The following is a 26,097-nucleotide window of genomic DNA, read 5'->3' on the forward strand; positions in this document are numbered from 1 at the left end:
AGGCAAATAGGAGAAAGCAATGAAAGCTTTGCTCGATCTATTCAAGCAAGTCCAACAGGACGAACAGTTCGAAGCGATCAAGATCGGTCTGGCCTCGCCGGACAAGATCCGCTCGTGGTCGTTCGGCGAAGTGAAGAAGCCGGAGACGATCAACTACCGGACGTTCAAGCCCGAGCGCGACGGCCTGTTCTGCGCAAAGATCTTCGGTCCGATCAAGGACTACGAATGCCTTTGCGGCAAGTACAAGCGCCTGAAGCACCGTGGCGTGATCTGTGAGAAGTGCGGCGTGGAAGTCACGCTGGCGAAGGTGCGCCGCGAGCGCATGGGCCACATCGAACTGGCCTCGCCGGTCGCGCACATCTGGTTCCTGAAGTCGCTGCCGTCGCGTCTGGGCATGGTGCTCGACATGACGCTGCGCGACATCGAGCGCGTGTTGTACTTCGAAGCGTACGTGGTCATCGACCCGGGCATGACGCCGCTCAAGAAGAACCAGATCATGACCGAGGAGGATTACTACAACAAGGTCGAGGAATACGGCGACGAGTTCCGTGCCGAGATGGGCGCGGAAGGCGTGCGTGAGCTGCTGCGCGAGATCAAGATCGACGAGCAGGTGGAACACCTGCGCGCCGAGCTGCAGGCCACGGGGTCGGAAGCCAAGATCAAGAAGTACGCCAAGCGCCTGAAGGTGCTCGAGGCCTTCCAGCGTTCGGGCATCAAGCCCGAGTGGATGGTGCTCGAAGTGCTGCCGGTGCTGCCGCCCGAGCTGCGCCCGCTGGTGCCGCTCGACGGTGGCCGCTTCGCGACCTCGGACCTGAACGATCTGTATCGCCGCGTCATCAACCGTAACAACCGTCTGAAGCGTCTGCTCGAGCTCAAGGCCCCGGACATCATCGTGCGCAACGAAAAGCGCATGCTGCAGGAATCGGTGGACTCGCTGCTCGACAACGGTCGTCGCGGCAAGGCGATGACCGGTGCGAACAAGCGCCCGCTCAAGTCGCTGGCCGACATGATCAAGGGTAAGAGCGGTCGTTTCCGTCAGAACCTGCTGGGTAAGCGCGTGGACTACTCGGGCCGTTCGGTGATTACCGTGGGCCCGACGCTCAAGCTGCATCAGTGCGGCCTGCCCAAGCTGATGGCGCTCGAACTCTTCAAGCCGTTCATCTTCCACAAGCTGGAAGTGATGGGCGTGGCCACGACCATCAAGGCCGCGAAGAAGGAAGTCGAGAACCAGACGCCGGTGGTGTGGGACATCCTCGAAGAGGTGATCCGCGAGCATCCGATCATGCTGAACCGCGCACCGACGCTGCACCGCCTGGGTATTCAGGCGTTCGAGCCGGTGCTGATCGAAGGCAAGGCCATCCAGCTGCACCCGCTGGTCTGCGCGGCGTTCAACGCCGACTTCGACGGTGACCAGATGGCCGTTCACGTGCCGCTGTCGCTCGAAGCGCAGATGGAAGCCCGTACCCTGATGCTGGCCTCGAACAACGTGTTGTTCCCGGCCAACGGCGATCCGTCGATCGTGCCGTCGCAGGATATCGTGCTGGGCCTGTACTACGCGACCCGCGAGAAGATCAACGGCCGCGGCGAAGGCCTGTCGTTCGTCGACGTCTCGGAAGTGCTGCGTGCGTACGACAACAAGGAAGTCGAACTGGCTTCGCGCGTGAACGTGCGTATCACGGAGTACACGGTCGACGCGGAAACCGGCGAGAAGACGCCGAAGATCACGCTGTACCCGACGACCGTCGGCCGCGCGATCCTGTCGGAAATCCTGCCGCCGGGCCTGCCGTTCTCGGTGCTGAACAAGTCGCTCAAGAAGAAGGAAATCTCGAAGCTGATCAACACGGCGTTCCGTCGTTGCGGTCTGCGCGAGACGGTGATCTTCGTCGACAAGCTGATGCAGTCGGGCTTCCGTCTGGCAACGCGCGCCGGTATCTCGATCTGCGTCGACGACATGCTCGTGCCGACGAAGAAGGAAGAGCTGATCAGCGAAGCGTCGAAGAAGGTCAAGGAATACGACCGTCAGTACATGTCGGGTCTGGTCACGGCGCAAGAGCGTTACAACAACGTCGTGGACATCTGGGGCGCGACCGGTGACGCGGTGGGCAAGGCGATGATGGAGCAGCTCTCGAAGGAGCCGACCGTCGATCGCGATGGCAACACCGTCGATCAGGAATCGTTCAACTCGATTTACATGATGGCCGACTCCGGCGCTCGCGGTTCGAGCGCCCAGATTCGCCAGCTCGCGGGGATGCGTGGCCTGATGGCCAAGCCGGACGGCTCGATCATCGAGACGCCGATTACCGCGAACTTCCGCGAAGGCCTGAACGTGCTGCAGTACTTCATCTCGACCCACGGTGCACGTAAGGGTCTGGCCGATACGGCACTGAAGACGGCAAACTCGGGTTACCTGACGCGTCGTCTGGTCGATGTGACGCAGGATCTGGTCGTGGTCGAGGACGATTGCGGCACGAGCAACGGCGTGGCGATGAAGGCGCTGGTCGAGGGCGGTGAAGTGGTCGAAGCCCTGCGCGACCGTATCCTGGGTCGTGTGGCCGCAGCCGACGTCGTGAATCCGGAAACGCAGGAAACGGTGTACGAAGCGGGCACGCTGCTCGACGAAGACGTCGTCGACATGATCGAAACGCTGGGCGTGGACGAAGTGCGCGTGCGCACGCCGCTCACCTGCGATACGCGCTTCGGTCTGTGCGCCGCCTGCTATGGCCGCGATCTGGGCCGTGGTACGCGCGTGAACGTCGGTGAAGCCGTCGGCGTGATCGCGGCACAGTCGATCGGTGAGCCGGGCACGCAGCTGACGATGCGTACGTTCCACATCGGTGGTGCGGCGTCGCGTGCGGCGGTGGCCTCGTCGATCGAAGCCAAGTCGAACGGTACGGTGCGTTTCACGGCGACCATGCGTTACGTGACGAACGGCCGTGGCGAGCAGATCGCGATTTCGCGTTCGGGCGAAATCCTGATCACGGACGATCATGGCCGTGAGCGCGAGCGTCACAAGGTGCCGTATGGCGCCACGCTGCTGCAACTGGACGGTGCTCAGGTCAAGGCCGGTGCCCAGCTGGGTACGTGGGATCCGCTGACGCGCCCGATCATTACCGAACACGGCGGTTACGCCAAGTTCGAGAACGTCGAGGAAGGTGTCACGGTTGCCAAGCAGATCGACGATGTGACGGGTCTGTCCACGCTGGTCGTGATCGATCCGAAGCGTCGTGGTCCGGCGTCGAAGAACGTGCGTCCGCAGGTCAAGCTGCTCGACGAGAATGGTGTGGAAGTGAAGATCCCGGGTACCGATCACGCGGTGACGATCGGCTTCCAGGTGGGCGCACTGATCACCATCAAGGACGGTCAGCAAGTGCCGGTGGGTGAAGTGCTCGCACGTATCCCGACGGAAGCGCAGAAGACCCGCGATATTACCGGGGGTCTGCCGCGTGTGGCCGAACTGTTCGAAGCGCGTGCACCGAAGGACGCCGGCATTCTGGCCGAAGTCACGGGTACCACGTCGTTCGGCAAGGACACGAAGGGCAAGCAGCGTCTGGTCATTACCGACCTCGACGGCAACCAGCACGAATTCCTGATTCCGAAGGAAAAGCAGGTGCTGGTGCACGACGGCCAGGTGGTGAACAAGGGCGAAATGATCGTGGACGGTCCGGCCGATCCGCACGACATCCTGCGTCTGCAGGGTATCGAGGCGCTGTCGCGTTACATCGTTGACGAAGTGCAGGACGTGTACCGCTTGCAGGGTGTGAAGATCAACGACAAGCACATCGAGGTGATCGTTCGCCAGATGCTGCGTCGTGTGCAGATCACCGACAACGGCGATACGCGCTTCATCATCGGCGAACAGGTCGAGCGCTCGGACATGCTGTACGAGAACGACGCCATGATCGCCGAAGGCAAGCGTCCGGCGCAGTACGAGAACGTGCTGCTGGGTATTACGAAGGCGTCGCTGTCGACGGACTCGTTCATCTCGGCGGCGTCGTTCCAGGAAACGACGCGCGTGCTGACCGAAGCCGCCATCATGGGCAAGAAGGACGACCTGCGTGGCTTGAAGGAAAACGTCATCGTCGGCCGTCTGATTCCGGCAGGTACGGGTCTGGCGTATCACAAGGCCCGCAAGGCCCGCGAGACGTCGGACCGCGAGCGTCACGACCAGATCGCTCTGGAAGAGGCGTTTGCGCCGATGCCGAATTCGGTGGAAGCCCCGACGGCCGAGTAATCGGCTGTGGGCGGCGCCCGCGCGAGCGGGTGCTGCCGCCGGATCGCCGGATCGTCAGCAAATTGACCCCCAGGGGTTGGACAGTCGTCCGACCCCTGGGGGTTTTTTATTGCGCGCACGCCACGGCGCACCCGAGCGAATTCACATCGCGTTCCGAATCCGCCGATTCCCAAGGCGTCGCGGAGACGCTTCCCGGGCGGTTGTGTGGCCGGCCCGCGAGCGAGCCGTTGCGCCATTTCCTCCTTATCGTTGCGGCGCGGGCCTGTCGGCCCGACCCGCCGGCCGGCGCGTGCCTCGGCGCGTCCCGGCGACATTCGTCAACTTTTCATCATGACTCGTGATCGGTGCCGGGGGATTCTCCCCCCGAAGTCGCCGAGGTAACAGGACGCGTTCGCCAGCGAGCTCGATGCAGGCCCGATCGACAGCATCGACAAGCGAACTGCGATGTTGATGTCCGAGCTTGATGGAGAGAATGATGCACAAGACTTATCGTCTCGTTTTCAGTCGCAGGACAGGCACTTGGGTTGCTGTCGCGGAGATTTGCACGGGGCAGGGCAAGGCAGGCAGGTCGAGGTGCGGTGCGGCATTGAAGCGGGCGAGTGTGCTGCTGTGCGGGGGGGCGGCGCTTTGTCTGGCGTCATTGTGCAATCCCGCTTTCGCGGGCTTCAGCGATGGAGGGGGCACGGGTTGCCCCAGTCAATACACTTTCAAGATGATGATCGCCTACGGCACGGACGCGATCGCCGGGCAAGGGGAGGGGTGCTCCGGTTGGAATGTGCATGAGGCGCCCGTGGCGATTGGCGCCTACTCAATCGCCACGGCGAACTTCGATACCGCGCTGGGCGCCTATGCCGCGGCCGGCGAGAAAGGGAAGAATGACAAGTGGAACACCGCGATCGGCACACACGCATTCGCCAGCCATGCCGGCACGGGGCTCGGCGCGAGTACCAGAGCCGTTGGTGATTTTTCCGCCGCTGTCGGCCATTGGGCGCAAGCGGAAGCGGAGCAGTCCCTCGCACTGGGGTATCAGTCGAAGGCCACGTCCAAGTGGTCTGTGGCGCTTGGCGCGCATTCGACGACATCCGACCCGGCAGGCACAAAGGGCGTTGACATCAATGGCGTGGCCTACACCTTCGCGGGCGTCTCGCCGGAAGGAACGGTAAGCGTCGGAACGCCAGACTATTCGCGCACGATTACCAACGTCGCTGCCGGCAGAATCAATGAGACAAGTCTCGACGCCATCAACGGTTCGCAATTGAGCGCAACCAATCGCGCGCTCTCGGAGGTCAATACCGATCTGTCGACATTCAAGATCCGAATGTCCTCAGGCCAAACTGCGGCCGAGCTGAATATTGTTTCGCTCTCATCGGGTATCAACTCCCTGTCGACGGCAGTACGCCCGGCAATCGTCGCCTTCGAAAACACCGTGCACTACGACGACGCGGCGCGTCAAAGCGTGACGCTTGGCGATGCCGTCGTGAGACATCCCGTTTTGGTGCGCAACGTTGCCGATGCGCAGGACGGTACCGACGCCGTCAATTTGCGGCAGCTCCTGAACACGAACGGTACTGTCCGTTCGTTATCGACCGGCGTCGATTTGCTGGCACAGAACATGAGTTCGCTGTCCACCGGCCTGAACACGGCGATGGGGCTGGCGACCGACCTTGAAAGGATGGCGCGGTACGACGACGATACTCACGAAAAGCTCACGTTGGGTCGCACGCAATCCGCGAGGGCCGTGAAACTGACCAATGTGGCAGACGGGATGGAGCCGAGCGACGCGGTCACCACCCGGCAGTTGAAGCTCACCGACGGACGTGTGGCGTCGCTGTCCACCGGCGCGGATTCGCTCTCGAGTGGCATGAGTGCCCTGTTCACTGGGGTGAGCGAGCTGTCGAGCGGACTGAGCACGATCGGCGCGCTGGCCGGTCAGGCCCGAGGTGCGGTGCTCTACGACGACGATTCGCAGGCGTCGGTCACGCTCGGTCATCTGCTGTCTCTCACGCCGGTCAAGCTGACCAACGTGGCCGACGGCGTCGACGCGAGCGACGCGGTGACGGTCGGGCAGTTGAGTGTGACCACCAAAAGCGTGAGATCGCTCTCGACGAGCACGGCGCTCCTGACCACGGGAATGAGTTCACTGTCCACGGGAATGGGCAAGATCAGCGCGCTGGTCTCGGATATGAGCAATGTCGTGCATTACGACGACGACGATCAGGAGTCGGTCACGTTCGGTAATCTGCTCTCGATGAAGCCGGTGACGCTGACCAACGTGGCGGACGGCACCGGGCTGAGCGACGCGGTGACCGTGCGGCAATTGAGTCAGACCAACAGCCATGTAAACTCGCTCTCGTCAGGGGCCGCCGCGACGACAAAAAAGATTGGTTCGCTCTCGACCGGACTCAGGAAGATGGTTGCCTTGACGGCGGGCATCGAAACGTCCGTACAGTACGACGACGACACGCAGGAATCGGTGACGTTCGGGAATCTGGTATCGACGAAGCCGGTGATATTGGCCAATGTTGCGGAAGGCGTGAATCCGACGGATGCGGTCAACATGCGCCAGATGAGCGCGACGAACCGTAACGTCGGATTGCTGTCGACCGGCATGGCGGCCTTGTCCAGGCATGTGAGTTCGCTCTCGACGGGACTGAGCGACATCGCGGAGCTGCAGGGCGACGTACTCGATGTCGTGAAGTACGACAACGCCATACATTCGTCGGTGACGCTGGGGGAAGAGTCTCCAAGGGCGCGGTGAAACTCACCAACGTGGCCGACGCGGAAAGGGAGAACGACGCCGTCAACTTCGGTCAGTTGAGTGCCGCCACTCGCGATGTGACCTCGTTGTCCAGCGGCTTGAGCACGACGCAGAGCAATCTGGCGTTGCTGTCGAGCGGGGCGCAGCATGCGATCACGTACGACGATACGACACGCGAGCTGGCGACGCTGGGCGGCGTCGGGGCGAAGCCGGTGAAGCTGACCAATCTTGCTGACGGCGAGAGCGTCACCGATGCCGTCACCTTCGGGCAATTGAGGGCGACGAAAAGTCACGTCGCATCCGTCGCGAGCCATCTCGACAGCCGCGTCGGTTCGCTATCGACGGGCATGGCGACACTCGCCGACGGTGCATTGACGCTTGCGGAGAGTCTGACGTCGCTATCGACCAGTTTCGACAGCCACGCCGGTTCGGTCTCGACCGGACTGAGCACGACGAACAGCCACATCGCATCGCTCACGAGGGACCTCGACGGGCGCGTCAGCTCACTCTCGTCGGGGGTGGCGACACTTGCGGACGGTGCATTGACGCTTGCGGAGAGTCTGACGTCGCTCTCGACCAGTTTCGACAGCCACGCCGGTTCGGTCTCGACCGGACTGAGCACGACGAACAGCCACATCGCATCGCTCACGAGGGACCTCGACGGGCGCGTCAGCTCACTCTCGTCGGGGGTGGCGACACTTGCGGACGGTGCATTGACGCTTGCGGAAAGTCTGACGTCGCTCTCAACCAGTTTCGACAGCCATGCCGGTTCGGTCTCGACCGGACTGAGCACGACAAACAGCCACATCGCATCGCTCGCGAGCGATCTCGACGGGCGCGTCGTTTCGCTGTCGACCAGCTTCGAAAGCCATGCCGTTTCGCTGTCGACAGGCGCGGTGACGCTCGCGGAGAGTTTGACGTCGCTCTCGACCAGTTTTGACAGTCACGCGAGTTCGCTGTCGACCGGATTGAGCACGATGAGCAGCAATCTGGCGTTGTTGTCGGGTGGGATTCAGCACGCCATCACGTACGACGACGAGACACGTGAGCGCGCAACGCTGGGCGGTGCGCAGGCGAAGCCGGTGAAGCTGACCAATCTTGCCGACGGCGAGAGCACCACCGACGCGGTGACCTTCGGACAATTGAGCGCGACGAACAGTCACATTGCGTCGGTCGCGAGCGATCTCGAAGGGCGTGTCGTTTCGCTGTCGACAGGCGCGGCGACGTTTGCGGAGGGCGTGACGTCACTGTCGACCAGCTTCGAAAGCCATGCCGTTTCGCTGTCGACAGGCGCGGTGACGCTCGCGGAGAGTTTGACGTCGCTCTCGACCAGCTTCGATAGTCATGCGAGTTCGCTCTCGACGGGGGCGGTGACGCTGGCCGAAAGCATGACGTCGCTCTCGACCAGTTTTGACAGTCACGCGAGTTCGTTGTCGACCGGATTGAGCACGATGAGCAGCAATCTGGCGTTGTTGTCGGGTGGGATCGGGCACGCCATCACATACGACGACGAGACGCGCGAGCGTGCAACGCTGGGCGGTGCGCAGGCGAAGCCGGTGAAGCTGACCAATCTTGCCGACGGCGAGAGCACGACCGACGCGGTGACTTTCGGACAATTGAGTGCGGCGAAAAGTGAGATCGCATCAGCCGCGAGCGATCTCGATGGGCGCGTCGGTTCGCTCTCGTCGGGGGTGGCGACACTTGCTGATGGCGCATTGACGCTTGCGGAGAGTCTGACGTCACTCTCGACCAGTTTTGACAGTCACGCGAGTTCGCTGTCGACGGGTGCAGCGACGCTGGCGGAAAGCATGACGTCGCTCTCGACCAGTTTTGACAGTCATGCGAGTTCGCTGTCGACCGGATTGAGCACGATGAGCAGCAATCTGGCGTTGTTGTCGGGTGGGATCGAGCACGCCATCACGTACGACGACGGGACACGTGAGCGCGCAACGCTGGGCGGCGCGCAGGCGAAGCCGGTGAAGCTGACCAACCTTGCGGACGGCGAGAGCACCACCGACGCGGTGACCTTCGGGCAGCTGAGCACGACAAACAGCCACATTACGTCGCTCACGGGCAATCTCGTCAGCCACGTCGATTCGCTCTCGACGGGCGTGTTATCGCTTGCGCAAGGCCTGACGTCGCTCTCGACGGGCTTTGAAAACAGGGCACTCTCGCTCTCGACCAGCGTTGAGACCCACGCCGGCTCGCTGTCGTCGGGATTGAGCACGATGGAAAGCAATCTGGCCCTGTTGTCGAGCGGAATGCCGCATACCATCACATACGACGATACGACACGCGAGCGCGTGACGCTGGGCGGTGCGCAGGCGAAGCCGGTGAAGCTGACCAATCTTGCCGACGGCGAGAACACGACCGACGCGGTGACCTTCGGGCAACTGAGCACGACAAACAGCCACATTACGTCGCTCACGGGCAATCTCGTCAGCCACGTCGATTCGCTCTCGACGGGCGTGGTATCGCTTGCGCAAGGCCTGACGTCGCTCTCGACGGGCTTTGAAAACCGGGCACTCTCGCTCTCGACCAGCGTTGAGACCCACGCCGGCTCGCTGTCGTCGGGATTGAGCACGATGGAAAGCAATCTGGCCCTGTTGTCGAGCGGAATGCCGCATACCATCACATACGACGATACGACACGCGAGCGCGTGACGCTGGGCGGTGCGCAGGCGAAGCCGGTGAAGTTGACCAATCTTGCCGACGGCGAGAACACGACCGACGCGGTGACCTTCGGGCAACTGAGCACGACAAATAGCCACATTACGTCGCTCACAGGCAATCTCGTCAGCAATGTCGATTCGCTCTCGACGGGTGCGATGGCGCTCACGGAAGGGCTGACGTCACTCTCCGCCGGCCTCAGCCAGATGGCCGAGCTGGCGAGCGCCACCGAAAACTTTGTGCAGTTCGATGACGAGCGGCGATTGAAGGTGACCCTGGGCGGCAGGCGGGCGACCAAGCCCGTGTCACTGTCCAATGTGGCCGACGGCACGAAAGCGACCGATGCCGTCACGGTCAGGCAATTGAGCGTGACAAACAGTAACGTCATGCAAATGTCCACGGGCATGGCCAACTTCGAGGCCAACGTTGCTTCGCTTTCCACGGGGGTGAGCGAGATTGACAGCACGGTCGACGTGCTGGTCTCGGAGATCGCGGTCGCCGTGCAGTACGACAATGCGGCGAAGACCAAGCTTCGGCTCGGCGGCCTGTCGAAAACCCCGGTGTCGCTTGGCAACGTGGCCGAGGGCCTCCGGCCGAATGACGCGGTGAACGTAGCGCAGCTCGGCGCCACGAACAGTAATGTGGCGTCGCTCTCGACCGGGCTGGCCAGCCTTATCGTGCCTTCGGTCCAGTTGCGTTCCGGCAAGGGGCGCAAACACAGGACGTTTATCCTCGGCGGCGTACCCACCACGGGTGAGAACAACGCGGATGGACCGGTGACACTGACCAATGTCGCCGATGGCTTCAATCCCGATGACGTGGCTTCCTACCGGCAATTGGTCGCGACCAACAGCAATGTCGGCAGTCTGTCGACCGGCATGATCGCGGTCGGTGCGCGCGTCGATTCGCTTTCGACCGGCCTGGGCCACATTCAGCAAAGCGTTGGGGCGATCGAAACTGGCGCCGTGCTGTACGACGACACGACGCATGCCACGCTGACGCTCGGCGGCACTACGGCGAAGCCTTCGGTGCGAATTCTCAACGTTGCCGACGGCGTCGAAGCCAGCGACGCCGTGAACTTCCGTCAGCTGAGTGACGTAAATGACCAGTCGGCGTCGCAAATCGCACTTGTCGATGACCACGTCGCGCAGTTCTCGGCGACTGTCGACGCCCATCTGGATTCGCTGTCGACCGGACTCAGGGCCCTGGCCTCCCTGTCGAGCGGCACCGGCAGCGGCGTGGTGTACGACGGCGACCGGCGCGACAAGGTGACGTTCGGCGATTCGGGCGTGGCGCCGGTCGCGCTGACCAATGTCGCCGACGGCGCACACCGGTTCGATGCCGTCAACTTCGGTCAGTTGAGCACGACCAACAACAACGTCCTGCAGCTCTCCACGGGCATGACAGCGTTCGAGGACAGTCTGGGATCGCTCACCTCGGCGTTGGGCTCGGTCGACGGGACCGTCGAGAAGCTCGTCTCCGAGGCGGCGGTCGCGGTGCAGTACGACACGCCGAACCGCACCAAACTCCGGCTCGGCGGTCTGACCAAGACCCCCGTGCTGGTGGCCAACGTTGCTGCCGGCGTGGCCCCTACCGACGCCGTCAACGCCGGTCAGCTCGCGGCGACCAACAGCGACGTGGCGTCGCTGTCGACAGGTCTGGCCGGGCTCATCACGCCCGACACCGCATTGCGCAGCGGCCACGACGTCCGGCACCCGAAGCTGCTGCTGGGCGGACGCGCCGCGCTGCACAGCGACGGCTCCCCCGCGCCGGTCACGCTCGATAACGTGGCCGATGGGGAACACGCGGGAGAGGCGGTCAACTTCGGCCAACTGAGTGCGACCAACAGCCACATGGGATCGATCTCGACGAGCATCGACAGGCAGGTAGGCTCGCTTTCGACCGGATTGCGCAAGATCGAGAAGCTCGCGGGCGAGGCGGACAATGGCGTGTTCTACGACGACGCATCGCATTCGACACTCACCCTCGGCGACACCGTGACCGCCAAACCAGTCACGTTGACCAACCTGGCCGACGGCGCGAAGCCGAGCGACGCCGTGACGTTCCGGCAACTGAGTGCGACCAACCGCAGCGTGGATGCGCTCTCGACCGGGTTGCTCGCCACGCACGAGCACATGCGCTCGCTCTCGACCGGGATGACCCGGGCCGAGAAGCGCCTCACGACGCTGGAATCGAACTCCGACGACTATGTCGGCTACGACGGCCAGGCGCGCGACACGCTCACGCTCGGCGATACGGTGTCGCGGCGCGCCGTGCGAGTCCGCAACGTGGCCGATGGCGTGGAGGCGGGCGATGCAGTCAACGTCGCCCAGTTGAGTCAGACCAATCGCAACGTGGGATCGCTCTCGACGGGACTGGACCTCTCGCGGCGCGCGCTGACGTCGCTGGCGAGCGATGTGGAGCACAGCGCGCGCTATGACGACGCGTCGCGCTCGCAACTGACCCTTGGCGGCACCGGGGCGACAGCCCCAGTGACCCTGACCAATCTGGCCGACGGTAAGCGTCCGGCCGACGCCGTCAACTATGGGCAACTGAGCGAGACCAACAGCCACGTGAGTTCACTGTCGACGGGACTGAGCAAGCTCGCTTCGATGTCGCCGTCGGGCAGTCAGGCGGTGCGGTACGACGATCCGATGCATGCGCGCGTGACGCTCGGTGGGGCGGATGCGCACAGTGGCGTCGTGCTCGGCAATCTCGCCGCCGGTGTTGCAGGGACTGACGCCGTCAACGTGAGCCAGTTGCAGGCGACGGACAGCCGCGTCACGTCGCTCTCGACCGCCGCGTCGACCGGCATCAGCGACGCGCTCAGCGCGGTGAGTCGGCTGGCGTCGCGCCTGGGCGAGGGCACGGAGGCGTCGTCGTCCCCGGTCGCGCCGGGCGAGGCTGGGGTGCCTGCGGTGCCGGTGGAGTCGATGGTCAAGGCATCGACCCGCCGGATGCTCGGTGCGCCCGCGCCGCAGCCTGCGCCGGCGAGCGTGTCGTACGTCGGGGTGAACGACAATGGCGCGCCGAAGGGCAACCTGCGCGGGGAGGGCGCTTCGGGCAAGCGTGCGACGGCCATCGGCATCGACGCCGCCGCAAGCGGCGAAAGCAGCGTCGCGCTCGGGGAAAGCGCGAAGGCTTCAGGGATGAATGCCACCGCCATCGGTCACGCGGCGGCCGCGACGCAGGCCGGGGCCGTCGCCCTGGGCGAGGGCGCCATGGCCTCGGGTGCGAATGCCGTCGCGATCGGCGCCAACGCCGTCGCGTCGGAGCCGGGGACGGTCTCCATCGGGGCGCCGGGCACCGAGCGGCGGCTGACCCACCTGGCCCCGGGCCGGCGACCGACCGATGCGGCAACCGTGGGACAACTCGCAGGCATGCAGGCGGGCATCGATCAGGTCGCCAAGCGCGCCTATTCGGGAATCGCGGCCGCCACGGCGCTCGCGATGATTCCGGAAGTGGACCCGGGAAAGCGCGTTGCGTTGGGCGTGGGCACCGCGACTTTCCAGGGGCGGGCGGCGACCTCGATCGGCGCTTCGGTACGCTTTACCGACAATCTGAAGGCCCGGCTCGGCGTGGGAATCAGCGGTCAGGGCAATACCTACGCTGCCGGTGTCTCATATCAATGGTGACGTGCCGCTGCCAGCCGGCGGTCGTTGCCCGGCGCCGGCGAAATCCCGGCGGCGGCGCTCAGAATCCGAAGTGCCCCTGCACGTAGACCATGCGCGGCGCACCGACCATGATGCCGCCGTTCTGGTCGGTGTTGCGCGTGTAGAAGCGCTTGTCGAACACGTTGTTCACGCCCACCGTCACGTCGGCATTCTTGTAGAACGGCAGCTTGTACATCGCTTGCAGGTTCCAGGTGCGATAGCCGGGCACCTTGCCGTTCATGCCGTCGGCGGAGGGCGCCTCGGTGTTCGCCAGATCCGAGTACTGCGAGCTCTGATGCGTGGTCGAGACGTTGAATGTCCATTGGCCGACGGTGTAACGCGCGCCCAGCGTATCGGTGAAGCGCGAGTAGAACGGCACGTCGAGGCCGGCGGTCGCGCCCGACTTCTGGATGGCGCGCACGTACGTGAAGTTGGCGTAGAGGTTCAGGCCGCGCAGGGCGCTGTCGCGATCGAACGTGTAGTCGACGGCGGTTTCGACACCGTCGTGGTTCGTCGCGCCGATGTTCTGGAACGTGGCCGGGCTCACGCCGGGCACCTGCAGAATCTGGTTGTCGAACTTCATCTTGAACGCTGTCAGTTCGGCCTTCCAGCGCGCGTCCGTCCAGCGCGTGCCGATTTCATACGTGCGCGCCACTTCCGGCTGCAGCGGGTTCGATGCCGACATCGAATTGAGCTGCGTGTTCTGCACCGGACCGAATGACGTGCTGTAGTCGGCGAAGATCGTCCATGCGCTGTTGACCAGATACGACAGATTGACCGACGGCAGCGGCTTGTTGTTGTCGGTACGGTAAGTGGCCCCCGAGGTCTTGTCCACCCGCTGCGAGCGGATCATTTCGTAACGCACACCCGGCGTGAAGCGCCAGTTGCCCCAGGCCATGCGGTCGTCCAGGTAGAAGGCGTTGGCGCTCGTGTAGTTGTAGAACGTTTGCGTGGCGGTATTGCGCCCGGTCGCGAGGTTCGTGCTCCAGCTGTTGTCGTCGCCGCGTTCGCGAATGAAGCGGTAGCCCACGGTCACGTCGTGCGCGGTCGGGCCGACGAACAGGCGCTGCGTGAAGCGCGGCTCGACGCCGAACGTCTGGTAATTGCGCGGCTGGTGCATGAGCGTGAGCGACGACGTGGGGCTGGTCAGCGTACTCTGGCGATAGCTCTCGTTGTAGAACGTGCGGATCTCGAACTCCTGCGTCTCGGAGATCGTGTTCAGATAGCCGAAGTCGAGGCCGGTGCGGTTGCCGCTCCAGTAGTCGTTCGGCCGCGTGTTCTGGAACGGGTCGGCGTCGTATTGCGCGGCGGTCAGTCCGCCGGGCGTCCTCGACTTGGCGTCGAAGTACGAAACCTTGCCGTACACCTGCTGGCTCGGCGTGATGTCGTAGCGCCATTTCAACGCCAGATCGTTCACGTGCTCGTCGCTGCCCTTGCGCCAGTCGCGCCCCGCCATGCCCGAATACAGCAGCGCGAGGCCCAGGCCGTTGTCCATCTGCGTGCCCAGGAATACGCCGTACTGCGTGTTGGCGCCGCCGCCGGAGGTGTACATGTTCTGACGTACGGTCGCATCGGCGCTCAGCCCCGGCTTGTTGGGGATCGAGCGCGTCTTGAAGTTGATCACGCCGCCCACGTTCTGCGGGCCGTAGCGCACGGCGCCGCCGCTGCGCACCACGTCGATGCTCTCGATGTTGAAAAGGCTCACCGGCGCGAACGACAGCTGCGGCTGACCGTAAGGGGCGACGGCGAGCGGAATGCCGTCGAGCAGTACGGTCGAGCGCGGCGAGAAGCGCCCGGTCAGGCCGCGCACGCCAATGTTCAGGGAGATCGCGCTGCCGGCAGTGCTGGAATTGTCGGTGGACTGCACGCCGGGAATGCGCCGCATCACGTCGCCGATGCTCGCGGCACCCGAGGCCTCGATGTCCTGCTTCTTCACGACCGTGCGCGCGCCAGGGAACGTCTTGGCGCTGTTGTCCAGTCCGGTGCCGAGCCAGTCGCCCGACACGTTCACCGCGCCGAGTTCGACGTCGGCCTTCGCTTCGGGGGCGCTGGCCGGGACACCCGCGGCGCTGGCCGGTTGCGCATGCGCCGTGCCGGGCGTACCCACGAGCAGCGCGGCGGCGCCGGCGAGCAACGTGAGGGCGCCGAGGGCACCGCGGGAAGCATGAGCAGCGTGGGATGCTTGGGAAGCACGGCGACTTGCGGACATCTTCATCGTTGACCTTCGTGACTGCGAGAGTGTGTGGAGCGCGGCCGCAGGCGCAAGCCATGGGCCACGGCGTCAGATTTTGGGTTCGGGCGGCCTGCGCGGCCTGTAATGCCATGTAATAAAGCGAGGCGAATTATAAATGCAAATCACTCTCATTTCTGCCTTGTGTTCTCAACGGATGATTGAGCGTGGCGGCCAAGCGACATGTCGCGGGCCGGATCCGATGGAATGCGACGGAATGCGACGTAATGCGACGGAATGCCGGACGGGCCATCGGTGGGGGAGTGGCGGCGAACAGGCGGCACATCGGCCGAAGGGGGGCGGTCGGGGCGTGCGGCACCGCGTACGCTCCGGCGGGTCGCCGAGGGCCGCTACGGCGCCAGTTGCCGCCCGCGATGGCGGATTATCCAGTTTTGCTAATCAATCGCCCAGAATCGATTGATTGTGGATGAAGCGGCGCGGCCGCAAGAATAGAGGCTGACTACGGACAAGACGCGTCGCCCGCGCCGGGCGGCGCCATGGAGACAACGCGATGCCCAGGCTCGACGCCTCGACTCACCAGGCCCTCGCCCGCGAGCTGCACGAGGCCGAGCGCACCCGCACGCCGGTGATGCAATTTTCCCGTCGCTACCCCGAGATGACCATCGCCGACAGCTACGCGATCGCGCAGGCTTGGCTGGCGCTGAAGTTCGCGCAGGGGCGGCGGACGATCGGCCACAAGATCGGGCTGACCTCGCGCGCCATGCAGGTGGCGGCGCAGATCACCGAACCCGATCACGGCACGCTGCTCGACGACATGCTCGTGGCCGACGGCGCCACGCTCGAGGCGTCGCGCTTCATCGTGCCGCGTCTCGAAGTGGAGCTGGCGTTCATTCTGGCCAAGCCGCTCAAGGGCCCGGGCGTGACACTCTTCGACGTGCTCGACGCCACCGCGTGGGTCACGCCCGCGCTGGAGCTGATCGATGGCCGCATCGAGCTGTTCGATCGCGAGACGAAAGCGCCGCGCAAAGTGTTCGACACGATTGCCGACAACGCCGCGAATGCCGCCGTGATCCTGGGCGGACGCCCGGTGAAGCCGGACGCCATCGACCTGCGATGGGCGGGCGCGCTGCTCTATCGCAACGGCGTGATCGAAGAGTCGGGGCTGAGCGCGGCGGTGCTCAATCATCCCGGTAACGGCATCGCCTGGCTGGCCAACAAGCTGGGCGCCTTCGACGAAGGCCTGCAGGCCGGCGAGATCGTGCTCGCGGGCTCGTTCACGCGACCGGTGGCCTGCGTCGCCGGTGACGTCTTCCATGCCGACTACGGCCCGCTCGGCGCGATCGGCGTGCGCTTCGTCTGAGCCTGCGCGTCTGCACCGGCTTGTTCCCCCACGTCTTCCCGTCACCTCTCACGGAGCCCGACGACATGAAAACGCCTCCGAATCCCTTCAAGCAGGCCCTCGCCCGCGGCGAGCGCCAGATCGGCCTGTGGATGGGACTCGCCACGCCCTACGCCGCGGAGCTCTGCGCGGGCAGCGGCTTCGACTGGCTGGTGATCGACGGCGAACACGCGCCCAACGACCTTCGCACCATGCTCGCGACGTTGCAGGCGATGGCGCCTTACCCTTCGCATCCGGTGGTGCGCCTGCCGCACGGCGATGCCACGCTCATCAAGCAGGTGCTGGAGATCGGCGCGACGACGCTGCTCGTGCCGATGGTCGAGTCGGCGCAAATGGCGCGCGCCCTCGTGAGCGCCACGCGCTATCCGCCGCACGGCGTTCGCGGCGTGGGCAGCGGTCTGGCGCGCTCGTCGCGCTGGAACCGCTATGAGGATTATCTGCACGCGGCGAACGACACCACGTGCCTGCTCGTGCAGGTGGAGACGGCCGACGCGCTTGCGCAGGTGGATGCCATCGCCGCGGTGGACGGCGTGGACGGCGTGTTCATCGGCCCGGCCGATCTTGCCGCGTCGATGGGATATCTCGGTCAGGCCACGCACCCCGAGGTGCGCAAGGCCATCGAGGACGGCGTCTCGCGCATCCGCCGCGCTGGCAAGGCGGCAGGCATTCTATGCGTCGACGAGACGCTGGCGCGCCATTACCTCGATGCAGGCGTGACCTTCATGGCCGTCGGCATCGACACGACCCTGCTCGCGAGCGCCAGTCGCGCGCTGGCCATGAAATTCGCCCCCGGCTCGCGCGGCGACTGAGCGTATCGCCATTGTCCTTCGGGCGCGCGACCGCGGTGCGCGCCTCGCCCCCTTCCCAACGAGAGATGGCATGAGTGCTTCCCGTATTGACGTCGCCGGCGTATCCGTGTCGCCGGACCACTATATCGATGGCCGCCGCGTGGCGTCCGACGACACGTTCGCCTGCGTTTCCCCGATCGACCAGCGCCATCTCGGCGACATCTCGAGCGGCGCTCAGGCGCATGTCGATGCGGCGGTGACGTCGGCCTCGCTGGCGTTTCCCGCATGGGCGGCGCTCGGGGCCGAGGGACGACTGCCGTTCCTTCGGCGCTTTGCCGAGGCGATCGGTCGCCGCGCCGACGCGTTCGCCACGCTCGAGAGCCATGATGCCGGCGTGTTGCGCTCGCGCATGGCGCATGGCGTCGTGCCGCGCGCCATGCAGAACATTGCGTGGTTCGCCGAGCATGCGCTGTCGTTGCAGGACCGGACGATCGACACGCCGCAGGCCCGCCATTGGGTGCGCCACGATCCGGCGGGTGTCGTTGCCGTGATCACGCCGTGGAATTCGCCGCTGCTGCTCGCGACGTGGAAGATCGGTCCGGCCCTGGCGGCAGGCAACACCGTCGTGCTGAAGGCGCCCGAATGGGCGCCGCTCACGTCGTCGCTGCTTGCCGACTGTGCGCAGGAGGCGGGATTGCCCCCGGGCGTGTTCAACCTGTTGCAGGGCGCGGGCGCGCTGACTGGCGCGGCGCTCGTGAGCGATGCCCGGCTGGCGCGCATCTCCTTCACGGGCTCGGTCGCCACCGCGAAATGGATCGCGAAGACGGCGGCGGAGAATCTCGTGCCGTGCAGCCTGGAACTTGGCGGAAAGTCGGCGTTCATCGTGCTGGCGGACGCCGATCTCGATGCGGCGGCCGCGACGGCCGCACTGATGTATCGCAATGCCGGACAGGTGTGCCTGGCCGGCACGCGGCTGCTGGTTCACGCCGACATCGCGCCGGCCTTCATCGAGAAATTGCGCCAGATCGTCGAGCGTCTGGTGGTGGGCGATCCGCGCGACGCCACGACCGAAGTCGGGCCAATCATCCACATGCGGCAACTGGAGCGCGTGCAGGGCTTCGTCGAACGGGCCGTCGCGGGCGGCGCGCGGGTACTGTGGGGCGGCGCGCGGCACCCCTACGGCGAACAGTACTTCGCACCGACGCTGCTCACCGATCTGCATCAGCAGGACGAGATCGTGCAGCAGGAAGTGTTCGGGCCCGTGCTCACCCTGCAGACCTTCGCCAGCGACGATGAGGTGGTCGACATGGCCAACGGCACCGATTACGGCCTGGGCGGCGTGTGCTACGGCGAAGAGGCACACGCCATGGCGATCGCGCAACGCGTGCGCACGGGCTTCATCTGGATCAACAGCTTCGGCATTCGCGATCTGGCCGCGCCGTTCGGCGGCATCAAGCGTTCGGGCATCGGCCGCGAAGGGGGGGACTGGAGCTTCGAATTCTTCTGCGACGTGAAGGACGTCGTAGTGCCCAGGCAACCGTTCAAGGCGAGCTTCAGCCATCGCTGAGCGCCGCACACGACAAGACAACGAGACGAGAGGAGAGCAGCATGGGACAGATCGTCGGCGCGGCGCTGGTGTCGCACCACCCCGGCCTGATGCAGTGTGAGGAATTCCGCGTGTTGCAGGGCGCGGGGGCGGATTCGGACCTGATTGCCGGGTACGCGCGTGTGCGCGAGCGTATCGTGGCGGCGCGCCCGGACGTCATCGTGATCTTCGATTCGCACTGGTTCACCACGGGCTATCACCTGATCGACGGCGGCGCGCATTACGCCGGCATGTACATCTCCGACGAGATGCCGTGGTACCTGCATGGCGTGCCTTACGACTATCGCGGCCATCCGGAGCTGGCGCTGACCGTGGAGGCCGTCGCCCGCGAGCGCGGGGTGCGTGCGCGCGCGGTGCAGCACCCGGACCTGCCGCGCCATTACCCGACGATCAACGTGATCAGGCAGATGCGTCTGGACGCCTGGCCGATCGTCACCGTGAGTTCGTGCCAGAACTGCGAGACGCAGCACTTCCTGCAATCGGGCGAGGTGATCGGCGAAGCCATTCGCCGCAGCCCGCTGCGGGTGGTGATGCTTGCCTCGGGCGCGCTGAGCCACAGGTTCAACGGCATCGACTGGAAACCGAATCATCCGCGCATTTTTCACGAAAGCAACGTGTCGCGTCCGGAGAACATCGAGAGCGACAAGCGCGCAATCGCCGCAATGCGCGAGGGACGCCATGACCGGATTCTCGCCGATTGGGACGAGGACTACCGCAAGCGCCCGTGGGAGGCGCACGGCGCGCACTATCTCCAGATGGTCGGGGCGCTGGGCGGGGAGGCCTGCCGCAGCGCCGGTACGGTGCTCTCCGACTACGAGAACGCGCGCGGCACGGGCAACGTGCACATCTGGTTCGACACCATCTGACGAGGCCATCCATGGATTTCGAATTTCCGTTGCGTGAGTTACCTGCCGTGATGCGGGGGCCGCGCGTCGAGCGCCGACGCGTGCTGCTGGGCGGGAGCGCCTTCTGGGGCACCCTGATCGAGGACGGCGCGCAGCACGGACTTCTGCGGCTCGACGACGGGCGCATCGTCGACCCGCAGACGGTCGCGCACCTGCCGCCGGTGGACCCCTCGAAAATCATCGCCGTGCATATCTCCTATCGCTCGCGTAGCATGGAGACGCGCAACAAGCCCAGGCCGACCGACACCCCGACGTATTTCACCAAGCCGCCGACTTCGCTCAACGGGCACGGCGGGCAGATTCTCAAACCGGCGGACTGTCGCTATCTGAATTACGAAGGCGAGTACGCCGTGGTGATCGGGCGCACGTGCCGCAATGTGTTGCCCGACGAGGCATGGGACTACATCGAGGGATTCTGTCCGGCGCTCGACATGGGGCTGCAAGACTTCCGCGACACGGACCAGGGCTCGATGCTGCGGGTCAAGGGCGCGGATACGCTGCTGCCCATCGGACCGGGCATCGTGCGTGGCGTGAACCTGTTCGAGCAGACGTTGCGCACCTATCGCAACGGTCGGGTGGTGCAGGAGGCGCACATCGGCGACGAGACGATCTGGGGGCCGCATTACGTGATCGCGGACATTGCGCGGCACATCACGCTGGTGCCCGGCGACGTGATCCTGATGGGCACGCCGTGCCACTCGCGCTCGGTGGATGCGGGCGACCTCGTGGAATGCGAGATCACCGGACTGGGACGCCTCTCGGGGGCCGTGGTCCGGATCGAGGCGCCGCGCGCGGCGGCGCTGGGAGTGGGGCACGCGCCGGGCGACAGCCCCGAAGTGCGCCGCGTGGCGCTGGGATTCGACGAGCGGGTGCCGGAGCGGTTCAAGGAAAACTACCGGCTTGCCGCGAGGCAGCCGGGGTGAGGCGAGCGGCGCGAACGGAATGCGCGGCGCCACGGGAATGCATCAAAAGACAGGAGTGAACGGATGAAGGTGACGATCATTGGCGCGGGCGCCATTGGCGGCTTGCTCGGCACGAAGCTCGCCGCCGCGGGCGAGGCGCAGGTCAGCGCGCTGGCGCGCGGCGCGACACTGGCGGCGCTGCGCGAGCGCGGCTGGCGGGTGAAACAGGGCGACGCGCTGACCGCCGCGCCGGTGGCAGCCGCGCACGCGCTCGACGATGCCGCGAAGCTCGGCGTGCAGGATCTGGTGATCATCGCGGTCAAGGGGCCCGCGCTCGCGCAGGTCGCCGCGTCGATGGCGCCGCTCATCGGAACGCAGACCATGGTGCTGCCGGCGATGAATGGCGTGCCGTGGTGGTTCTGCCACGGGGTGGCGCCGTTCGGCGACGCACCCCTTGCCAGCGTGGATCCGGACGGGGCGATCGGTGCTGCCATTCCGATGGCGAGCGTGATCGGCTGCGTGGTGCACGCGAGCGCGGCAACGCCCGAGCCGGGGCTGGTCGATCACAGGATGGGGCGCGGGCTCATCGTCGGCGAGCCGGGTGGCGGCACCAGCGAGCGTGTGCAGCGCCTGGCCGGCGTGCTCGCGCGCGCAGGTTTCGAAGTGAAAGCCTCGGAGAACGTGCGGCTCGATATCTGGTACAAGCTTTGGGGCAACCTCACGATGAACCCCGTGTCTGCCATCACCGGCGCCACGATCGACCGGCTGCTGGACGACCCGCTCGTGCGCGCATTCTGCTCGTCGGCCATGCGCGAGGCGGCGGCGATCGGCGCGAAGATCGGCTGCGTCATCGACCAATCGCCGGAAGATCGTCACGAAGTGACGGCCAAACTCGGCGCATTCAAGACGTCGATGCTGCAGGACGTGGAAGCGCATCGTCCCATCGAACTCGACGCCCTGGTGAGCGTGGTGCGCGAAATCGGCGAGCGTGTGAACGTGGCGACACCGAACATCGATGCGCTGCTCGGTCTCACGCGCCTGTTCGGGCGCGTGCACGGGTTGTACCCGCAGTGAGCGTTTCGCCGGATCGCACCGCATCCGGCGCATCGAAAACAAGGGGCGCCTCGGCGCCCCTTGTGCTTTTTCGACACGGACTGCGATCGATCGGCCTGGACATCCCATGACCCGACGAACCACTGGCCTGACGGTTCTGCCGCTGCCGGCACATCGCTGCATTTCGCGGCATATCGCGGCATATCGCGGCATCGCCCGACGCCTCAGCGCACGCCCGTGTGTCGGTACACCTGACTCAGCGCGATCAGACCCGCGGCGGCGGCGGCCATCATGTAGAAGCTCGGAGCGAGCTTGCTGCCCGTCGCATCGATCAGCCACGTCAAAATGAACGGCGCGAAGCCGCCGAAGCATGTCACCGACAGGTTGTACGAGAGGGAGAGACCCGTCGTGCGCGTCTTCACCGGGAAGATCTCCGAGGCCAGCGCCGGCAGCGGGGCGAAATACATCGTCATCAGCACGCCGAGCAACGTCTGGAGCGCAAGCATCACGCCGAAGCCGGGATACGTGGAGAGCACCCAGAACATCGGCCAGATCAGGACCAGCAACGCGCCCGCGGCAATCATCATTGGCCTGGCGCGGCCCACCCGGTCCGACCATGCCCCCACCCACGGCGAGAGCAGCATCTGCACGATGCCGGTCGCGACCGTCGCCGCGAACGCGACCGACGCCGGCAGTCCCAACTGCTTGATCGCGTACGTCGGCATGTAGAGCACGAGGTAAGTCGAGACGGTGGCGACGACCACCGCGCCAACGGCCAGCAGCAAGCGCATCTTCTGATGGCCCAGCGTGTCGCGCAGCGGCGTCTCGGTCGGCTCGGCTTCCAGGAACTCGGGCGTCTCGCTCACGTGCCGCCGAATGTAGTACGCCACCGGGCCGATCAGCAGGCCGAACAGGAACGGCACGCGCCAGCCCCAGCTCTGCATCTGCTCGGGCGACAGCGTGCTCGTGAGCACGGCGCCGAAGCCCGCGGCGAGCAGCGTCGTCAGCCCCTGGCTGGCCACCTGAAAGCTCGCGAAGAAGCCGCGCCGCTGCGGAGCGTGCTCGGCCAGGAACGCGGTCGCGCTGCCGAACTCGCCGCCCGCCGAGAATCCCTGGATCATTCGCGCCAGCACGATGCCCACGGGCGCGAGCAGGCCGATCGTCTCGTACGTCGGCATGAACGCGATGATCGCCGTGCCGACCATCATCAGCAAGATGGTGAGCGTGAGCGCTTCGCGGCGTCCCCGGCGATCCGCATATACGCCGATCACGATGGCGCCGAGCGGTCGCATGAAGAACGACACGCCGAACGTGCCCAGTGTGAGCAGCAACGAGGTCGTGTCGTCGTGCGTGGGGAAGAACAGCTTCGCGATCGTGACCGCGAAGAAGCCGTACACCACGAGGTCGAACCATTCGAGCGCGTTGCCGATGGACGCGGATATGACCGCTCGCCAGGGGTGCGAAGCGGTGTTGGCGCCGATGGGGGTATCGGCGGCAGTGGCAGTCGTCATGTTCTCTCCAGTCATTGTTATGTTGCGGGCATGCTTATGCTTCTCCGGAGGCATGCGCTCCGTGATCCGTTGGCGGCCTGTGCGAGGCTCAGTCGTTCGTCAGCACCCGCGCGATGGCTTGCGCCACCGTGTCGACGTTGCGCGTGTTCAGCCCCGCCACGCACATGCGCCCGGAGCGCAGCAGGTAGACACCGTGCGTTTCGCGCAAGGCGTCGGCCTGCGCGGCGCTCAGTCCCGTGTAGGTGAACATGCCGCGCTGCGCGAGATAGCGAGAGAGCTTCTCGCCGCTCACGTGGGGCGCGAGACGTGCATGAATCTGCGCGCGCATCGTGGCAATGCGGGTGCGCATGCCGTCGAGTTCGTCTTCCCACGCGCGACGCAACGTGGGGGTCGTGAGCACCTGCGCGACGAGTCGCGCACCATGAGTGGGCGGGTTGCTGTAGTTCGCGCGCACGGTGCCCGTGAGCTGTCCGAACACGCGCGATGCGTCATCCGCCGTGGCGCACACGACCGACAACGCGCCGCATCGCTCGCCGTACAGCGAGAAATTCTTCGAGAACGAGTTGGCGACGACCGTCGGCACGCCCGCCTCGGTCAGGGTGCGCACGGCGAATGCATCGGCGTCCAGACCGTCGCCGAAGCCCTGGTAGGCCATGTCGACGAAGGCGATCAGGCCGCGCGACTGTAATACCGGTGCCAGCGTGCGCCATTGCGCCTGCGTGAGGTCGACCCCGGTGGGGTTGTGGCAGCAGGCGTGGAGCAGCACGATGCTGCGCGAGGGCAGGGCCGCGATCGTCTCGAGCATGGCGTCGAAGCGCAGGCCGCCGGTGGCATCGTCGTAGTACGGGTACGACTGCACCGCAAAGCCGGCGCTCTCGAAGACCACGCGATGGTTGTCCCAGCTCGGATCGCTGATCCAGATGCCGCTGTCCGGGAAGTAGCGCCGCAGGAAGTCGGCCCCCACCCGCAGCGCACCGCCGCCGCCCAGGGTCTGCAGTGTGGCGATGCGCCGCTCGCGCCGCGCGGCGCTGTCGTCGCCGAAGACGAGCGCCTGCACCGCGTCGCGATAGGCCTGCGTGCCCGCCATCGGCAGATACGGACGTGGGCCGATGTCGGCGAGCACGGATGCCTCCGCTTCGCGGACCGCCTGCATGACCGGCAGGCGGCCGGCATCGTCGAAATAAATGCCGATGGACAGATTGACCTTGTGCTGGCGGGGATCCTGTCCGAAGGCTTCGTTCAGGCCGAGGATCGGATCGCCGGGATAGGCGTCGACGTGGGAAAACATGCGGGGTTTCGCTCCTTGCCGCCCGGTCCGCCGAGTTCGGCATACCGCGCGGACATAAAGGGGGGGCAGGGGCCGGAGGGCGCCGGGAGACCGACGATCCGGTACGGAATTTTGAAAATCGATTGTGGGCGACGGCCCTTTACGGAACAATCAATCGATTCTGGTCCATTCGTAAGCCGAACTTGATAATCGACCCGTCATGCCCCTGACCCGCGTAACGCTCCGGCAGTTCGAAGCCCTGGTGGCCATCGCCGAGCTGCACAGTTTTGCCGAAGCCGGCCATCGCATGGGCCTCACGTCGTCCGCCGTGAGTCAGCTCGTCGCGGAACTGGAATCGGTGCTGGGCTTTCGTATCTTCGATCGCACGACACGTCGCGTGGCGCTGTCGAGCGCCGGGCGCGACTTCCTCGCCTCGGCCGAATCGGTGCTGCGGCATGTCCAGGCCGCCGAGAAGACGGCCGATGACCTGCGCAATCGCGCGGCGGGTATCGTGCGCGTGGGCGCGCCGCTGGTCATCGCGAGCATGGCGCTGCCGTCGGCGATTCGCGAGTACGCGCAAACGCGCCCGAAGGTCGTGGTGCGCGTGGTCGACACCCCCGTCGATGGACTCATCGATCGCGTGGCCAACGGCGATCTGGATCTCGCCATCGGCCCGAATCGTTCGACGGGGACGCAGGTGGCCGGCGCGCCCGCGTTCGACAGCCCGTGGGTGCTGTGGTGTACGCCGGACCACCCGCTGGCACGGCGTCGTCGCGTGCGATGGACCGATCTGCGAGACACGCCGCTCGTTGCCGCCGGGCGCGACCACGAGCGCAGCGTTGCGCAGATGCGGCTGTCCGCGCCGCCCGACGCGCGCATCACGCCCATCGACGTCGTCGACAACGTGACGACGGCGCTCGGCGTGGCGGCACAGGGACTGGCCGCCACGCTCACGCCAGGCTACGTGGCGGCGCTCGCGCATTCGTTCGGCCTCGTCATGCGGCGGGTCGTGTCGCCGGAGACGATTCGCCAGGTCTGCGTGTACCGGCCGCTCTCGCGCGCGGCGTCGCCGGCGGCCGAAGGATTCGCACAGTTCCTGATGGAATGGCTGCCTCAGTGGAACGCGCGGGTCATGGCGTCGCAGCAAGTGTGAGACTGGCGCG

At 65.5% G+C, this 26,097-nt stretch carries 13 protein-coding genes and 1 pseudogene; 11 read left to right on the forward strand and 3 right to left on the reverse strand.

Annotated features, from left to right (window positions below; translation table 11 throughout):
- Positions 1 to 19 precede the first annotated feature (19 nt).
- The 4 genes and pseudogenes from rpoC to LV28_RS25500 all read left to right on the forward strand — a co-directional run bounded on the left by rpoC (position 20) and on the right by LV28_RS25500 (position 13,294).
- Positions 20 to 4,231: a DNA-directed RNA polymerase subunit beta' gene (gene rpoC, locus LV28_RS25490; protein ID WP_023593801.1), complete on the forward strand. Its 4,212-nt coding sequence runs from the start codon at positions 20 to 22 to the stop codon at positions 4,229 to 4,231.
- Between the two features lie 475 nt (positions 4,232 to 4,706).
- Positions 4,707 to 4,826: pseudogene (locus tag LV28_RS49560) on the forward strand (ESPR domain-containing protein); the annotation flags it as partial.
- Positions 4,827 to 4,943: 117 nt separating this feature from the next.
- On the forward strand, positions 4,944 to 6,989 hold the full coding sequence (locus LV28_RS25495) for a hypothetical protein (RefSeq protein WP_058371615.1): 2,046 nt from the start codon (positions 4,944 to 4,946) through the stop codon (positions 6,987 to 6,989).
- A complete protein-coding gene (locus LV28_RS25500; RefSeq protein ID WP_058371616.1) occupies positions 6,986 to 13,294 on the forward strand; it encodes a YadA-like family protein in 6,309 nt (2,102 codons plus the stop codon). The genes LV28_RS25495 and LV28_RS25500 overlap by 4 nt, the downstream gene beginning before the upstream one ends.
- 58 nt (positions 13,295 to 13,352) lie before the next feature.
- Here LV28_RS25500 and LV28_RS25505 read toward each other — a convergent pair whose 3' ends face one another.
- Positions 13,353 to 15,527, reverse strand: coding sequence for a TonB-dependent receptor family protein (locus LV28_RS25505; RefSeq protein ID WP_031627035.1), 2,175 nt, complete (start codon positions 15,525 to 15,527; stop codon positions 13,353 to 13,355).
- Between the two features lie 526 nt (positions 15,528 to 16,053).
- Between LV28_RS25505 and hpaH the strand changes: the two genes are divergently transcribed.
- The 6 genes from hpaH to LV28_RS25535 all read left to right on the forward strand — a co-directional run bounded on the left by hpaH (position 16,054) and on the right by LV28_RS25535 (position 22,177).
- Positions 16,054 to 16,863, forward strand: a complete 810-nt coding sequence (hpaH, locus tag LV28_RS25510) for a 2-oxo-hept-4-ene-1,7-dioate hydratase (RefSeq protein ID WP_025250169.1) — start codon at positions 16,054 to 16,056, stop codon at positions 16,861 to 16,863.
- A gap of 65 nt (positions 16,864 to 16,928) precedes the next feature.
- Positions 16,929 to 17,711: a 4-hydroxy-2-oxoheptanedioate aldolase gene (gene hpaI / locus LV28_RS25515; RefSeq protein WP_038619136.1), complete on the forward strand. Its 783-nt coding sequence runs from the start codon at positions 16,929 to 16,931 to the stop codon at positions 17,709 to 17,711.
- A 70-nt stretch (positions 17,712 to 17,781) separates the two neighbouring features.
- Complete coding sequence (locus tag LV28_RS25520) at positions 17,782 to 19,257, forward strand: aldehyde dehydrogenase family protein (protein ID WP_023593806.1); 1,476 nt, start codon at positions 17,782 to 17,784, stop codon at positions 19,255 to 19,257.
- Positions 19,258 to 19,298: 41 nt separating this feature from the next.
- Complete coding sequence (locus LV28_RS25525) at positions 19,299 to 20,162, forward strand: DODA-type extradiol aromatic ring-opening family dioxygenase (RefSeq protein WP_023593807.1); 864 nt, start codon at positions 19,299 to 19,301, stop codon at positions 20,160 to 20,162.
- A gap of 11 nt (positions 20,163 to 20,173) precedes the next feature.
- Entirely contained in the window at positions 20,174 to 21,124 is a 951-nt protein-coding gene (locus LV28_RS25530) for a fumarylacetoacetate hydrolase family protein (protein WP_023593808.1), read from the forward strand.
- A gap of 63 nt (positions 21,125 to 21,187) precedes the next feature.
- A complete protein-coding gene (locus LV28_RS25535; protein WP_025250174.1) occupies positions 21,188 to 22,177 on the forward strand; it encodes a 2-dehydropantoate 2-reductase in 990 nt (329 codons plus the stop codon).
- A gap of 203 nt (positions 22,178 to 22,380) precedes the next feature.
- Here LV28_RS25535 and LV28_RS25540 read toward each other — a convergent pair whose 3' ends face one another.
- Together LV28_RS25540 and LV28_RS25545 are read right to left on the reverse strand one after the other, a co-directional pair.
- Positions 22,381 to 23,667 carry an MFS transporter gene (locus tag LV28_RS25540; RefSeq protein WP_023593810.1) on the reverse strand — a complete coding sequence of 429 codons (1,287 nt, stop codon included), beginning with the start codon at positions 23,665 to 23,667 and terminating at the stop codon, positions 22,381 to 22,383.
- 88 nt (positions 23,668 to 23,755) lie between these two features.
- Positions 23,756 to 24,955: an amino acid aminotransferase gene (locus LV28_RS25545; RefSeq protein ID WP_038619133.1), complete on the reverse strand. Its 1,200-nt coding sequence runs from the start codon at positions 24,953 to 24,955 to the stop codon at positions 23,756 to 23,758.
- Positions 24,956 to 25,154: 199 nt separating this feature from the next.
- Between LV28_RS25545 and LV28_RS25550 the strand changes: the two genes are divergently transcribed.
- On the forward strand, positions 25,155 to 26,087 hold the full coding sequence (locus tag LV28_RS25550; RefSeq protein WP_023593812.1) for a LysR family transcriptional regulator: 933 nt from the start codon (positions 25,155 to 25,157) through the stop codon (positions 26,085 to 26,087).
- Positions 26,088 to 26,097: the final 10 nt, after the last annotated feature.

Origin of the sequence: Pandoraea pnomenusa (genome assembly GCF_000767615.3) — a bacterium.
GTDB lineage: Bacteria > Pseudomonadota > Gammaproteobacteria > Burkholderiales > Burkholderiaceae > Pandoraea > Pandoraea pnomenusa.